The organism is Paraflavitalea sp., assembly GCF_059502485.1.
Window position 1 is genome coordinate 785,206 of the sequence record NZ_JCACET010000010.1, and the last position, 13,714, is coordinate 798,919.

12 protein-coding genes are annotated in these 13,714 nt (G+C 47.0%); 2 read left to right on the forward strand and 10 right to left on the reverse strand.

Features of this window, described 5'->3' with window-relative positions; translation table 11 throughout:
• Positions 1-14: 14 nt before the first annotated feature.
• Positions 15-977 (forward strand): hypothetical protein, encoded by a 963-nt coding sequence (locus AC5JBY_RS20495; protein WP_495906516.1) that lies wholly within the window; start codon positions 15-17, stop codon positions 975-977.
• A gap of 30 nt (positions 978-1,007) precedes the next feature.
• On the opposite strand, the gene AC5JBY_RS20500 is transcribed toward AC5JBY_RS20495, so the two are convergent.
• From AC5JBY_RS20500 to AC5JBY_RS20515, 4 genes are all read right to left on the reverse strand, one after another.
• The gene (locus tag AC5JBY_RS20500; protein ID WP_495906517.1) at positions 1,008-1,832 is read right to left on the reverse strand and encodes a helix-turn-helix domain-containing protein; all 825 of its coding nucleotides are present in this window, start codon (positions 1,830-1,832) and stop codon (positions 1,008-1,010) included.
• 23 nt (positions 1,833-1,855) lie between these two features.
• Positions 1,856-2,752: a LysR family transcriptional regulator gene (locus AC5JBY_RS20505; protein ID WP_495906518.1), complete on the reverse strand. Its 897-nt coding sequence runs from the start codon at positions 2,750-2,752 to the stop codon at positions 1,856-1,858.
• Between the two features lie 202 nt (positions 2,753-2,954).
• Complete coding sequence (locus tag AC5JBY_RS20510; protein ID WP_495906519.1) at positions 2,955-4,931, reverse strand: sigma 54-interacting transcriptional regulator; 1,977 nt, start codon at positions 4,929-4,931, stop codon at positions 2,955-2,957.
• A 13-nt stretch (positions 4,932-4,944) separates the two neighbouring features.
• A complete protein-coding gene (locus AC5JBY_RS20515) occupies positions 4,945-7,416 on the reverse strand; it encodes a histidine kinase dimerization/phosphoacceptor domain -containing protein (RefSeq protein ID WP_495906520.1) in 2,472 nt (823 codons plus the stop codon).
• Positions 7,417-7,570: 154 nt separating this feature from the next.
• Between AC5JBY_RS20515 and AC5JBY_RS20520 the strand changes: the two genes are divergently transcribed.
• Positions 7,571-8,227: a putative quinol monooxygenase gene (locus tag AC5JBY_RS20520; RefSeq protein WP_495906521.1), complete on the forward strand. Its 657-nt coding sequence runs from the start codon at positions 7,571-7,573 to the stop codon at positions 8,225-8,227.
• Between the two features lie 5 nt (positions 8,228-8,232).
• Here AC5JBY_RS20520 and AC5JBY_RS20525 read toward each other — a convergent pair whose 3' ends face one another.
• From AC5JBY_RS20525 to AC5JBY_RS20550, 6 genes are all read right to left on the reverse strand, one after another.
• A complete protein-coding gene (locus AC5JBY_RS20525; RefSeq protein WP_495906522.1) occupies positions 8,233-8,871 on the reverse strand; it encodes a DUF2490 domain-containing protein in 639 nt (212 codons plus the stop codon).
• Positions 8,868-9,161, reverse strand: coding sequence for a putative quinol monooxygenase (locus tag AC5JBY_RS20530; protein WP_495906523.1), 294 nt, complete (start codon positions 9,159-9,161; stop codon positions 8,868-8,870). Before AC5JBY_RS20530 ends, AC5JBY_RS20525 begins: the two co-directional genes overlap by 4 nt.
• A gap of 267 nt (positions 9,162-9,428) precedes the next feature.
• Positions 9,429-10,145, reverse strand: coding sequence for an alpha/beta fold hydrolase (locus AC5JBY_RS20535; RefSeq protein WP_495906524.1), 717 nt, complete (start codon positions 10,143-10,145; stop codon positions 9,429-9,431).
• A 308-nt stretch (positions 10,146-10,453) separates the two neighbouring features.
• Positions 10,454-11,128 (reverse strand): type 1 glutamine amidotransferase domain-containing protein, encoded by a 675-nt coding sequence (locus AC5JBY_RS20540; protein ID WP_495906525.1) that lies wholly within the window; start codon positions 11,126-11,128, stop codon positions 10,454-10,456.
• A 101-nt stretch (positions 11,129-11,229) separates the two neighbouring features.
• Positions 11,230-12,597 carry an NAD-dependent succinate-semialdehyde dehydrogenase gene (locus AC5JBY_RS20545; RefSeq protein WP_495906526.1) on the reverse strand — a complete coding sequence of 456 codons (1,368 nt, stop codon included), beginning with the start codon at positions 12,595-12,597 and terminating at the stop codon, positions 11,230-11,232.
• 29 nt (positions 12,598-12,626) lie between these two features.
• Entirely contained in the window at positions 12,627-13,652 is a 1,026-nt protein-coding gene (locus AC5JBY_RS20550) for a bestrophin family protein (RefSeq protein ID WP_495906527.1), read from the reverse strand.
• Between the last annotated feature and the right edge of the window lie 62 nt (positions 13,653-13,714).

Genomic DNA, 13,714 nt, shown 5'->3' on the forward strand with positions numbered 1-13,714 from the left:
TAACTTATATCATCATGATCAAATTTGCTGTATCGCTGCTCCTTGTTGCCAGCCTGAGTACATCTTCGCTGGCTCAGGAAAAGGAGAAGGTGATCTATTTTCTTGCGGGGCCTAAAGACCATGTTGGTGGTGAAGGTAGCGGCCGGCATGAAACGCGCCGCGATCTATTGGTGTTGCAGCGCTGTATCGATAGTGCTACTAATATCAAAGGGATAAAAATAAAAACGAAGTTCCTTTATGAAAGGGACGGCATCAGTGTGGATGATATGAAGGATGCGGCTGCTATTGTTGTTGAATGTAGTTCTGTGACCAGCTCCGCCAAACGCACGCATCCACTTTTGCCACCGCTGCCGCCTGGTCAAAAAGAATATGGCAAGGACACGCTGGCTTATTTCAATAGGATAGATAGTTTGCAGGAGGCGGGCATGGGTATCATGATCATCCATTGGGGCATTGCCACGGATGGCGCTGCTCCATCGGTGCAGGCGCATTACTTAAAGTGGTTTGGCCAAGTGGCGCTATCCGGCTACACCCGGAATCCTTTAGGTTACTGGACGGTGACTCCCCTACCAGCCGCTCAAAAGCACCCTGTTTTAAGTGGTGTGAAACCCTGGATGTATAAGGATGAAATCTTTTCCAACTTAGTGGTGAAACCAGGTGATCCTTACAGAACGGACCTTTTATCGGGCGAATCACCTCAAACGAACCAGGGGGTTATTGCACCCAATGGTATTGCATCGGCTTATGAAAAAGGCAATGCCCGTGGTCTTTTATGGGGTGGTATGGATTATCATGCTGCGTTGCTGAATGAAAATTATCTACGGTTTGTATTGAACGCTATTGTATGGACAGCCGGCATCGATGTGCCCAAGGGTGGTGTAAAAACTGCTGCCCAACAGCTTCAGTTATCGCCAGCCAGGACTGATGGTTTCGATAAATTCAAACCGGCTAATTTCGACGCATTCAATAAAAAATAGTTGTATACTATGTGGCTGGCGGGTAGTTTATCATTTAGCGATATCGGAAAAATTTCTGCCAGCCACTTTCTTGAAGAATTTGCTGAAATGAGCATTGTCGTTGAAGCCCAGTTGCCAGGCAACTTCTTTCATACTGGCTCCCGTTAGTTTGACTTGGCGGATGGCTTCGAGGGCTACTCTTTGCCTGATGTGAAAGCCGGCAGACTTGCCCGTGACCTGCTTAATGATCTCGTTTAAATAGTTGGGGGTTACCAACAGCATGTTTGCATACTCGGATACTTTCTTATTGGTCCTGAACTTTTGTTCTATGAGTGCATTGAATCGATGTACCAATACATTCCTGCTGCCATTACCGGCATTGCCTACGCCGGCGTTGGACTTTCGCATCAAGTGTAGCAGCAGTATACCCAGCATGCCACTTAAGACCTGCATCTTGTATTCGCTGTTGCTTTCGAGTTCCTGGTATATCATCTCGCACAGCTTTTTACCTTCTTCCCAAAATGAAGGGGCCACTTCTACCACTGCGCCTTTGAGTACCCACGTGTGGAAGGTGGCAAAGTGGGAGCAATAGAATTCCTGGTCGCCATAGTACAACAAGGTCTTGCTAAAGCGTATAATATATCCTTCAGTGTCTTTTTTGATCGCTGTATTGTTGTACTCATCGCGACCCGTAAAATACAGGTTGTTGCCGGTGAGCAGTACGTTCTCTCTCCTGCTTTCCAATGCTACTGCGCCATTCATCACGAGGAATATTTCGGTTATTTCGCCGCAGCTATCTTCAGCGCCTGCTTCGGCTACTTCTTTCAGCCGCTGTATATTGAAAAATGCCTGTTGCCTGTAATTATAGGAAGCCATACCCATGAAATTTAACGGTTATATCAAAGCCAGTTCTTCGTCAATAGTTGTTCCAACTGCCGGATCTCTTTGGCGTAGATCGACTTTTTGCGTTTGCCAAAATGAATCATATTCTCGAGATGGGGGCTTCCTTCCCAGGCGAGCCTGACGGTGTTTTGTGCGATCTCTTTTTTGCACAGGAAATCAGGCATGACGGCAAATCCTTTGCCATTGCGCAAACAACGCAGGATGGAACTGAAATTGGGCACCACATAGTTGGGTTTAAAATCGGGCAGGCATTCGAAATTGGTGACCCAGAAATTCTTCAGGTGCTCCATGTCTGCGGCCGTCGTGTACCATACCTGTTCTTTAAGCCATTGCTTCAGGGCTGTGCGATCATTGTCTGTGACCCATTTATCAAAGGGCGCCGTATTGGTATCACTGCCACAGATCAGTACGATCCGTTCTTTGGTAAAGGGCGTGTATTCCACATTGGGCTGCTTTCCTTTCTGCGATGTGACGACGAGGTCGAGTGCTCCTGAATCGAGGTCGTGCAGCATCTGGGGATGTTCCCCAAATCTCAGGATGAGGTTGAAGGGTAATTGTGCAATGTGTTCTTCGAGGGTGTGCTCAAAGGCTTCAAAGCCCATTCCTATGCTGACGGTAGGCTTCTCTGCTTTGGAGTTCCTGCAGAAGGATTGCTCTGCTTCTACCAGTTTATTCATAGAATCTATGATGCAATTGTAGAGGATGATGCCTCTGTCGGTTGGTATCATCTTTCTGGTTTCGCGTTCGAACAGCCGGTATCCTGTATAGGTTTCGAGCGAGTTGAGGTGAAGGCTAACGCCTGGCTGGGAAATAAAGAGCACCTGTGCTGCTGAAGACAGGTTGCCTGTCTCATAAATGGCCTTAAAGGTCCTAAACCATTCGAGGTTCAACATATGCATTCGTTTTGATGATCCTCATCAAGCGATTTAGGTGCCATTTGCTGTTGAATGATCAAACAATGAAATCGTCATGCATAATAATTTGAGACGTAAGCAGTTCGCTCATATGGTCATGAGGAGCGGCTGCAAAAAACACAACACCCTACTCCGAAAGATCGGAGTTGATTGCTTCGGGGCTCCGATTTTTCGGAGCAGGCTACTGGGTTCCGGCGGTATTGATAAAGTCTTCGCGCCTGATGTGGAGTTTGGCCATTTTCGATTCGAGGGTGGTAGGCTTAATTTTTAATAGTTCAGCTGCTCCATTCGCACCACGGATACGGCCTTCGGTTTTCTTGAGCATGGCAATGATGTATTCCTTTTCTGTTTCTTCGTGGATGCGTTTTACATCTTCGAGGGTTTTAGCCTCCCTGGTGGCGTATCCGGTAGCTTTGCCGCCAAGGCTCCGTTTCAATTCCAATCTCGACTTTCCATCGTTGAGAATAGCAGACTGCTCCAGAATATTTTCCAGCTCACGAATGTTACCCGGCCAATCATAGGCCATCATTTCATCCATCATGGCAATGGCAATACCCGTGAAGGGTTTATTGAATTCCCGGCAGAACTTCTCCGCAAAGTAAGTTACCAATCCATCTATATCACTTCTACGTTCACGCAAGGCCGGTAAAGTAATGGGGAAAACATTGAGGCGATAGTAGAGATCGAGCCGGAAGTTTCCTGCGGCTACTTCTTTTTCGAGGTTGCGGTTGGTGGCAGCGACCACACGCACATCTACTTTAAGTGTTGAACTACCTCCTACATATTGTATTTCTTTTTCCTGCAGAAAGCGCAACATTTTCACCTGCATATCCAATGGCAGCTCACCGATCTCATCTAAAAAAACAGTTCCTCCGTCGGCCTGCTCAAACTTACCTTTTCTTTTTTCCGTGGCGCCCGTAAAGGCTCCTTTTTCATGGCCAAACAATTCCGACTCTATGAGTGTTGGAGGAATGGCCGCGCAATTTATTTTTACAAAAGGCCCGTTCTTCCTGGGTGACAATAAGTGAATGGATTGCGCCAGTTTTTCTTTACCGGTGCCGCTTTCTCCCAATATCAACACTGATGTATTGTAAGGTGCAACCTGTGCGGTAAGGTCCAACGCTGCCAACAGCAGCGGGTGGTTGCCAATGATGTTCCTGAATTCCGGGGGACTATCCGTTGCTCCCTGCAGCTTCCGGGGCGCCGCCTCCGGTACCGGCGCTGCAGCGGCCGCACCTTCTCCGTAGATCATTTTTTCAGCTGCCGCTGTCAGGCATCCCTTTAAACGGTTTAATAAGGCAATGTGGTTACTGGTGTAGGTGTTTTGCTGACGGCTGTAAAAAAAATAGTGAAATGAAAGTCCATTGCTTAGGACTACAGGGAAGACCAGGTATGATCGTATCTGAAATGTTTCGATCAATGTTTTTTGCAGTGACGGAATATTTGATTTTTCGCTGGTTGTTTCATTATTGTAGATGGTGGTATTGATATCCGTATTGCTATTGGCAAGGATTACAGGCAGGGCCGTTCGCCTGATATTTGTAATTGTCAGCAGTTCTTTTTCACCGATAAACTGGTATTCATCGAACCCGATGCGCAAATAGGCTTTGTCGTTGAATTGGGCTGTATTGAGCGGCCTGAGCCCGGACGTGATGAGATCGAATGGCAGGTAAGGTTGTATCACCCTGGTCATCTCCAGCAGCAGTTGCCGACTATCTGTATTTTCCTGGCTTATGGCCGTTATTTGCTGTTGTAAAAGGCTTTCCTGGTTGTGTTTCGTTTCGAGGTAGTGCATATGGCGATACCATGCAATATCCAACATGACCATCAGGTCTTTTTTCCTGAATGGCTTCACCAGAAAACCATATGGCTCTGTGGTCTTTGCTTCTTCCAGTACTTTTTGGTTTGAATTGGCCGACAAATAGATGAAGGCAATGTTCTCTGCTTTTAATTTCCTGGCAATGTCGATACCGGAACGCTCTCCCGGCAACCGGATGTCCAACAGGGCCATATCCGGTTTATTTTTTTGGAGGAGTTCATCTGCTTCATCGGCGGTGGCTGCAATACCGCTTACCTCATAGCCAAAGCGCTGCAATACCTGCCGCAGGTTATTGGCTACAATAAATTCATCTTCCACAATCAGCACTTTTTTCTTCATAGCACGAAGTTACTTAAGAGTTGACCAAAGGTTTGTGGGAAAGATAGTTACTAAGCATGGGAAACCTTATTGTAATGTGAAAGCCGTTATTGTTCTCCACATGAAAGGTGCCATTCAATTGCTTAGCGAGTCCCTGCATCAGATCGAACCCCAGAGAAGTATGTCCCTTTATATTGAATCCTGCCGGCAGGCCGGCGCCATTATCGGAAATATTGAGCACTAAATGGTGTGCCCCTTCCTGGCAAAAGCTGATGCGTACGATACCCTTCCGCCCATTGGGAAATGCATATTTGATGGCATTGACAATGCATTCATTGATGATGAGCCCCATGGGGATGGCCTGTGATACATCGAGGTCCAGGGACCCGACAGCCTGTTCAAATTTTATCTGCTCACCGGTATCAAAGCTATCGTGGGCGTAGCGTACCAACTCATGGATATACTCGGGCATGGAGATGGTGGCAATATCGTCGGACTGATACAATTTTTGGTGTATCAGCGCCATGGCATGCACCCTCCGCAAATTATCTTCGATAGCAGCAAGGGCAGCATCATTATCAATATATTCCGACTGCGAATCGAGCAGGCTCATGATGATCTGGAGGTTGTTCTTAACACGATGGTGTACCTCCTTCAACAGCCATTCTTTATCGGCCACTAATTGTTGCAGCTGTTCGTTCTTTCCGGTGATCACTTTATTATTCATCTTCCTTAACCGGCTCTGCCGGTATAGTAAAGCCGCGATGATCAGTACGGCAACAATGCCCGCTATTGTCAAATTCCTTACCACGGCTGCTTTGTCCGAGTTGGCTTTTTCCAATGCTGCCTGCTGGGTCAAGGAGGTGATCTTGTTCTCCTTCTCGTGCATTTGGTAGATTACCTGAAGTTCTTCTGCCTGTCTTATTTTAGCTACCTGAAAACCGGAATCGCGCAATTGGATATATTTTTTATAATGTGCTATTGAGGCGGTATGGTCCCCCAGCGCAGAATCTATAATGATCATCTGGCGGTATGTCTCGAGGACACCAGCCAACTGGTTGTCCATAATTCCAGGAGCAGCGAATCGTCTATTATAATAATCTCTCGCTTTTCTATACTGTTTCTGCGCCATATAAAAATAGGCATATTGGCCATCTACCTCAGACCTCCTCATCGCCCCCCTGATGGCCTCGGCCTGGGTTTCCAGCTCATCCAGTTTTTTGATATGCCATTCGGCCTTGTCGAACAACCGGAGATTTATATAACAGTCGGAAAACACATAGTGACAGGCGAATTGATCTGAAAAAGTAGTGGGCATGCCTACCTTGCTATAGATATCGAGTGCAAGATCCAGCGCTTCCTGCGCGCGTCCCTGATCACCCATGTAGAGCACCACCTGATCCAACATACGGTATACCGATGTATTGCGTTCTGCCACGAACCGATTGACGGATCTTTTTGCCCATTCGAAGCTCTCTTTGGACCTGCCCTCCCACGAATACAAATGGGCCAGGTTGGTATACAGGTAGCCCCAGGCAAGGCTATCGCGGGTGTCTTCGGCAACCCTGACTGTTTGATATGCATACCGCAAGGGTTCGCCATATTTGCCCTGAAAAAGGGTGACTGTAATGAGGGCCTGGGTAATATACTGGGTGTAAGGAAAACGAATTGTGTCAGCCAACCTGAGCGCCTTCAGGTGGTTTTCGTAGGCTGGCTGTATCTGCCCGATAATCATTTGCAAATAACCGAGATCAACCAATGCATCGATCTCACCTTCTACGTTGCCCACGCTGTCGAAGAGCAACGCAGCCTGCTGTGCATCATTGATCTTTCTTTCCAACGTGGTGGCCATGGGCGGCGTGTACTTGCTTCTCCAGGCCAATGCCCTCGCTTCGGTTTCTTTGTCTCCCGCCTGCCTGCATTGCGCGATCAACGTTTGGCATACTGTATTGGCTTTATCGTCATTGCCCCGGGCATATAACTTTACGAGGAGGCAAAGCGCCAGCCTGCTCAATTTATTTTCCTTCAATGATCTGCTTTCATCGATTGCTTTGGTCAGAAAATATTCGACGCTATCCCTATACCTGTTATAATTATCAGGTTGAAAAGCATAATACGCTCCCAGCAACAGCAATTGCTGTACATGTTTTACACCAGTGGCTTGTGACAGCAAACGAATGCCTTTTGCAGGCGCCTGCTCATCGATCCATTTCGATTGTTCCAACAAGCCCGGATCGTCGATGCCTTCCGCCAACAGCGAAAACCGGCTTAATCCCCTGGAGCGGCTGGCGGCCATCGTACAACTGTCCAGATCGACTTGTCCTTCCTTGGCGACCACCACAAAAGTGGCGCCCTGCAACATATAGAGTCTTTGCCAAGATGCTTTGTCCTGTTGGGGTGGATAGAATGAATAGGTGGGAATATTGGAAGATGCAGGAGATTGCGATAGCCCGACGAGGGGCATCAACAGGCCCAATAGTATATAAGCAGCAGTTGCCCTGACCATAAGGCGCTTAAGTTAGCGAAAATCTGCAACACAAGGCTCCTTTGGGGACCTATCAGAATAATTTGAGGAGCTATCAGTCAGCTTATTTTTGGGTTGCCTCGCTTCTTATCAAATTTGCGAGAGCAACCGGTTGTCTTGCTAAATATCTGTCAACATGAAGATCCGCCTACCATGGAGGTTACCCTCCCATAGTTCTATTACTGCTGTTTTAACGCAATATCATGTAAAAGCTTCCTTTCAGGATAAATTCCTTGCCATTTTGAGTGGGTATATTATTGATTCATTGGGGTCACCCGGGAACATCATGGCGTCTGCGTATTATGAGCAAGGGGATGCCTGCATCTTATGGACGATCGAACGATGGCAAAACCATGCTTATTATAAAAATAACCAGGAAAGCGCCACAGCAAAAAAGATCGGCGCCTTAACAAAAGCCGAGCTAGCCTCTCCGGTAGAGGTCATTTTTATGAATGACCTGGAAATGCTTTCCAAAGAACCTGACCACCATGCAATAACCGTGATGCTACTGGTAGACGTGAAGAATGGTACAGAAGCTCTTTTCAGATCGCTCAACCATGAAGTGATGGCTACGCTGCAACACGAGCCAGGGGTACTGGCATTTCAATTTAGTCAGGTAGTTGATCATAAAACGAAATTCATCGTGTACAAGCAATTCCGCAGTTGGGACACTTTCCAATATCATTTGAAAGATCCTGCGCTTGAGCCGATAATGAAATTCCTGCAAACTTCCATCAAAGAACCTCCTTTTGAGAAGGGCTATCATCATCTTATTCAATTTGCTCCGCTGTAACGTTGCTACAACTGCCAGGTACCGGTAATGAAAAACAGGTTGAGGTGGCCGGCGTATCTGTCCCACTGGCGGATATAGGTTACGTCTACATAGGTATGCGAAGTAAGCTCACTGCTGACACCCAAGGCGACACGATTCCTTGACAGCTTTTTATCGTTGAACAGGTAAAAGATCTCATCGTATGCATATAGCCTGGTGGTGGTTCCCCAGGCTTTGAAGGATTGCGCCACCCGCAGGCGGTTGCGGTAATAATGCCGGGCGGGCGCATCCACTGTAAACCTGTTCCAAAGCATATTCCTATCGTCTATCAGTAATTGCTTACGTGCCACCTGGAATATGATCGCGTTAAACAGCCAATGTTCCTGTACTGTAGGAGCATCGTCTCTTTTTTGCAGTGCATAAATATAAGCGGGGTTCAGTATGATGTTTTTATGAACCGTGATGAAGACCTGGGGATAAAGGATGCCCATCCTCAGGTAGTGATTGTATCCCAACTGTGCCTGCAGCCGGACATTTTTCGACGCATGCCAACTCACGCCCGGAAACCACCAGGCAGCAGTGGGTGTACGTTTCTGTGCATAGACTACATATTGCAGCATCAGTAATAGTACAATAAGTAATATCCGTCGGGCAGGCGGCATCATATAGGTGTGGTCAAAGTTACTTCTCTTTCTGCCAATAAAGGAACGATCTGTTCTACCACTACTTTCTTAAAATGTTCTGCATTCATGTGTTCTTTCTGTGCTGCTTCGTCTTCGTACCCTTCGAAGAGGATCAAGGTATTGGCGTCTGCCAGGCTTTGGTGTATCTTATAGAACAGGTTGCCTTTTTCGAGTCGGGTCCTTGTTTTTACGACTTTTAGTAGTTCTAAAACAACTGGCATGTTGCCTTCTTTGACTTTCCAGCGGGCAAATACGTGAATAGGCGTTGACATGGTGTTTGTATTTTTTGGGCTAAAGCCCAAGATAATGTTTGATCTTGTAACCCGGCCCTAAAGGGCCGGGCAATTCCCCTTTGCTTCGATAGGGCCACAGGCCCTGGAATAAGGCTGCGAGGCTACAAGCCTCGCAGAGCGGGCAATTCCCTTTGCTTAGAGAGGCTTTGCATCTAAAGGGATGGAGGACGGGGTAAGTAGTTACCTTCCGTCCTCCCCATACCGACAACTCCTCACCCTTTACAGGGGCCCCATGAACTTTCTTTTTTATTTTCCTTCTGATTTTTCTGCTGCTGCGCGAAGGATCACTTCGGCTACTATTTCCGGTTTTGCCAGCATGGCCACATGGCTTGTGGGAAGATGGTAAGTAATGGCTTTAATATTCTTTGCCATCTCGGCTTCTATTACCGGAGAAATGATGTGGTCATTATCGGATACTATAAAATAGCTTGGTTTGTTTTTCCATGCCGGGTTGGACACTTTAGCTGTGAGGGTGCTTGTGTGAAAGCGCCCCTGCCCTGCGGCGATTAGTTTGGCTTCTTCTTTTGGAAGGTCCTGTGCGAAATGGTTGATGACGTCTTCTTCTCTCATCCGGATAAATCCATCGGTAATGATCGGATTTGCCAATCCCGGCGTATTGGGTATTTTTCTAACTTCGAATGCATCTTTGTTAATGCTTTCAATGCTTTGTCCTTCGTCGGGCGCGAATGCGGCAACGTAGACCAGTGCTTTTACTTTATCATTATTGCCCGCCTGAGTAATGACCACGCCTCCCCAGGAATGCCCTACCAATATTATGTCGCCCTCTACTTCGTTAAAGGCCCGTTCTGTAAATTTCACATCGTCGTCGAGAGAAGTAAGTGGGTTTTGCACGGCGATCGTCTGGTATCCTTTTTTCTGCAAGATGGGGATTACTTTGTTCCAGGAAGAACCATCGGCAAAAGCGCCGTGAACGAGTACGATTGTCGGTTTATCTTTTTGCATAGATGTTATGGTTTGTTGCGGAGCGCTTGTAAATGAAATAGCTGAAAGGCTTATCATTATTGCCGCCGCGATGTATGTTAATATGTTTACTTTCATGATCTTTAAATTATTGTTGTTAGAAACCTCCGTTTGCTTCGAGTTGTGAGCTACCGGCCTTTTGCTTCGCAAGCAGATTTCTCACTACGCTATCGCTTCGTTCGAAATGACAAAAAATGGGAAGCTCCTTTCGAAATGACAAAGAAGGGTGAGCTCCGTTTGAAATGACAGGAGGGCGGGTTCTCTTTGAAATGACGAAGTGAGGAAATCTGTTACGCTTCAGCCGCTAAAATGGTGATGACTCTTTGGGCTACTCCACTGGCTGAAGCCGGATTTTGACCGGTCACCAATCTGCCATCGGTGATGGTGTAAGGCTGCCAATTAGTTGTGGAGCTATAGATTGCTCCATGTGCGGTTAAAGCGTTTTCCAGCTCAAAGGAGACGTCTTCTCTCGCATAGTCAAATTCTTCGGTAATGCTGAAGCCTGTTACTTTCTTGCCGTCGACCAGGTATGTACCGTCTTTCAACTTAACATTTATGAGGCATACAGGTCCATGGCAAACCGCACTCACCACTTTTCCTTTTTCATACATGGCAGCGAGAATCTTTTGAACAGTCTGATTTTCCGGCATGTCGACAACGGGGCCTAACCCACCTGGCACAAAAACGGCGTCGTACTGATCTACCGACACCTCTTCGATGGGTTTGGAGTTTTTCATCTTCCCCGGTCCATCACCTTTGAGAAATTGGATATTGATCGGATCTTCCAGTTCGACCATATCGATTGGCGCGTCGCCGCCTTTTACGCTGTATACGTCGATGTCGTACCCTTCTTTTTTAAAGATCTCGTAGGGATGGGCTACTTCAGTGAGCAGGTTGCCCGTCTTGCGTTTTTTGGGACCGATGATACCGGCACTGGAGACCATAAAGAGGATCTTCTTTTTCATACTAAAAAATTTAAGGTGATTAATTGGTGTTGGTATGACAATCAAAATTGACGAGAAGAATGTGCCAGAACAAATAACCTAAGTAATAGATACTCTCAGAATTATTTGATGTATATGGTTTTGATGTTGACGAATTCGAGGATACCAAAGGAGCTCAGTTCACGACCGTACCCTGAATGTTTGGTGCCGCCGAATGGCAGACGTGGATCCGACATTACCCTGGCATTTACATAGCTGGAACCTGCTTCCAATTCATATCTTGCTATGTGTTCTCCTTTTTCCACATCGCTCGTGAAGACAGCTGACCCTAATCCAAATTCACTATCATTTGCAATACGCAGGGCATCGGCTTCATCTTTTGCCACTATAATGGCGGCAACTGGCCCAAACAGTTCTTCATCATAAGCTGGCATGCCTGGTTTTACGTTGGTGAGTATGGTGGGTGGGTAGTATGCATGATCTCCCGGTGTTACTGTTCCGCCCAATATACAGGTGGCTCCTTTCTCAATGGACTTCAATACCTGGGCATGTAATTCATCCCGCAGGTCTTTGCGTGCCTGTGGTCCCACATCCGTAGATTGTACAAGTGGATCGCCCATCGTCTTCGCCTGCATCTTGCTTAGGTATACTTTTGTGAACTGCGGTGCCACGGATTCTACCACAACAAACCTTTTGGCTGCTATACAGCTTTGCCCGCTGTTGATCAGCCGGCTATTCACACATGCCTCTACTGCCAATTCAAGGTCTGCATCGGGTAGAATCACGTAGGCATCGCTTCCCCCTAACTCCAATACGACTTTCTTAAGAACTGAACCTGCCTTCGTCGCTACTTCTATTCCAGCTTTGTTACTGCCCGTTATTGTGACTGCTTTGATGTGGGGATGTTCTATGACTTTGCTCACCATACTGCTTCCTATCAATAATGTTTGAAACACATTTGGCGGAAAGCCGGCTCCTCTTACTACCTCTTCAATGACCAATGCGCAACCGGGTACGTTGGATGCATGTTTGAGTACACCGCAATTGCCGGCGGCCAGTGCAGGCGCGAGGAAACGGAATACCTGCCACAGCGGGAAGTTCCAAGGCATCACTGCAAGCACCACTCCCAGCGGCTGGAAGGTGGCATAGCTCTTAGCAGCTTCGGTCTCTATCGGCCGATCTGCCAGATGTGCTGCTCCATTTGCGGCATAGTAATCGCAGCAGTCTGCGCATTTCTCCACTTCTGCAATGCCTTGTGTAACAGGCTTACCCATTTCGTTGGCCATAAGGGTAGCCAGCTCCTGTTTGCGCTTTCTTAAAACGCCGGCCATATTCACCAGTAGTTTACTGCGTGTTTGATGATCAGACTTTTTCCAATTCATCCAGGCTTGCTGCGTCTGTTCTATTTTTTCTCTTACTTCATCCATGCTCAGCGTGTCGTAGGTATTGAGCTGTTTGCCATTGGCGGGATTGATGGAGACAATACTCATAATGCTGGTATTTAAATTTGTTATTAAAATCAAAGTAGTACCTGCCCTTTCGGCTGTATGGGCCTGGGGATGTTTTTTTCGCCGATCGTCTGGAGCATATCGATCTCTATAGCTCTGCACATGGAAAGCATCGGTGCATCATTGAACAATCCTTCGAATGGATTTTCTGAATAGTCGCCAATCATTTCCATGGCTACGTATATCCAACCAACGATGGCGCCGACCGGAATGCTCAACCAAATGCCTGCACCGCCTATCTTACTAAACTCACCTATGATACCAAATGGCAGGAGGAAAACGAAGATGCAAACGAACACAAAGCTGAAGCTGGCGTATTTGCGCGGGAATGGTATCTGTTTTATCCGCTCAACGTTTGCCTGATCATCATTAATACGATTGATAGCTCCCTGGATCTCTATTTGCTGGATCATATTGATGATTTTGCTTTCATAGAGCCGTTGGATCACTTGTGCCTGGATGTCCAGTATCTGCGCCGCTTTGTTGCGGTATGCCTGCAAACTGATGCGTTCCTCTGCAGAGAGGTAGTTATTGTTGGCCACCTCCTCCAACTCTGTCTTATACAGGTTATTGATCTTAGCGCGTCTTCGGTGATTGCAGCGCCCTGTTATCCATGATCTTTCTATGCTCACATGTTCCCATTGCATAGGCTCCAACAACTGTTCGCGCAGTTGGTAGAGGTATGCGATGTGGCGGAAAATCATTTGTCTCCTGATGGCTGTAGCATCATCTGCGGGGGCTTCGTCTGACCGGTAATTCCTGACCATCGTAGCCAACTGCCTGCTGTTTTTGGTGATCGAGCTCCATATCTGTATAGCTCCCCACAATCTGTCGTAGGCATGGCTGTTCTTAAAGCCTACATAAAATGCTACGGCTGTGCCTATCAATGAAAGGGGCAGCCAGGGAAATGTCATCAACTTCCAACCTGTGAAATAATAGATGGAAGTGACCAAAGCCATCCAACCTGCCAGCCACCACAGATGATAGCCAGTGAATTCATATATCGATCGCAGGGAAAGTGTTTTTTTGACGAGCATATTCTACGTATAAAAAGTGTTTGTTGTTGTATACAAAGTTCACGAGTAATGCAAGCGCACAC

Excerpts from the sequence above, each read along its gene's own strand:
- AC5JBY_RS20495 (WP_495906516.1), top strand. The coding sequence starts at position 15 with ATGATCAAATTTGCTGTATCGCTGCTCCTTGTTGCCAGCCTGAGTACA.
- AC5JBY_RS20510 (WP_495906519.1), bottom strand. The coding sequence starts at position 4,931 with ATGAAGAAAAAAGTGCTGATTGTGGAAGATGAATTTATTGTAGCCAAT.
- AC5JBY_RS20545 (WP_495906526.1), bottom strand. The coding sequence starts at position 12,597 with ATGAGTATTGTCTCCATCAATCCCGCCAATGGCAAACAGCTCAATACC.
- AC5JBY_RS20505 (WP_495906518.1), bottom strand. The coding sequence starts at position 2,752 with ATGTTGAACCTCGAATGGTTTAGGACCTTTAAGGCCATTTATGAGACA.
- AC5JBY_RS20540 (WP_495906525.1), bottom strand. The coding sequence starts at position 11,128 with ATGAAAAAGAAGATCCTCTTTATGGTCTCCAGTGCCGGTATCATCGGT.
- AC5JBY_RS20550 (WP_495906527.1), bottom strand. The coding sequence starts at position 13,652 with ATGCTCGTCAAAAAAACACTTTCCCTGCGATCGATATATGAATTCACT.
- AC5JBY_RS20500 (WP_495906517.1), bottom strand. The coding sequence starts at position 1,832 with ATGGCTTCCTATAATTACAGGCAACAGGCATTTTTCAATATACAGCGG.
- AC5JBY_RS20515 (WP_495906520.1), bottom strand. The coding sequence starts at position 7,416 with ATGGTCAGGGCAACTGCTGCTTATATACTATTGGGCCTGTTGATGCCC.
- AC5JBY_RS20520 (WP_495906521.1), top strand. The coding sequence starts at position 7,571 with ATGAAGATCCGCCTACCATGGAGGTTACCCTCCCATAGTTCTATTACT.
- AC5JBY_RS20530 (WP_495906523.1), bottom strand. The coding sequence starts at position 9,161 with ATGTCAACGCCTATTCACGTATTTGCCCGCTGGAAAGTCAAAGAAGGC.
- AC5JBY_RS20535 (WP_495906524.1), bottom strand. The coding sequence starts at position 10,145 with ATGCAAAAAGATAAACCGACAATCGTACTCGTTCACGGCGCTTTTGCC.
- AC5JBY_RS20525 (WP_495906522.1), bottom strand. The coding sequence starts at position 8,871 with ATGATGCCGCCTGCCCGACGGATATTACTTATTGTACTATTACTGATG.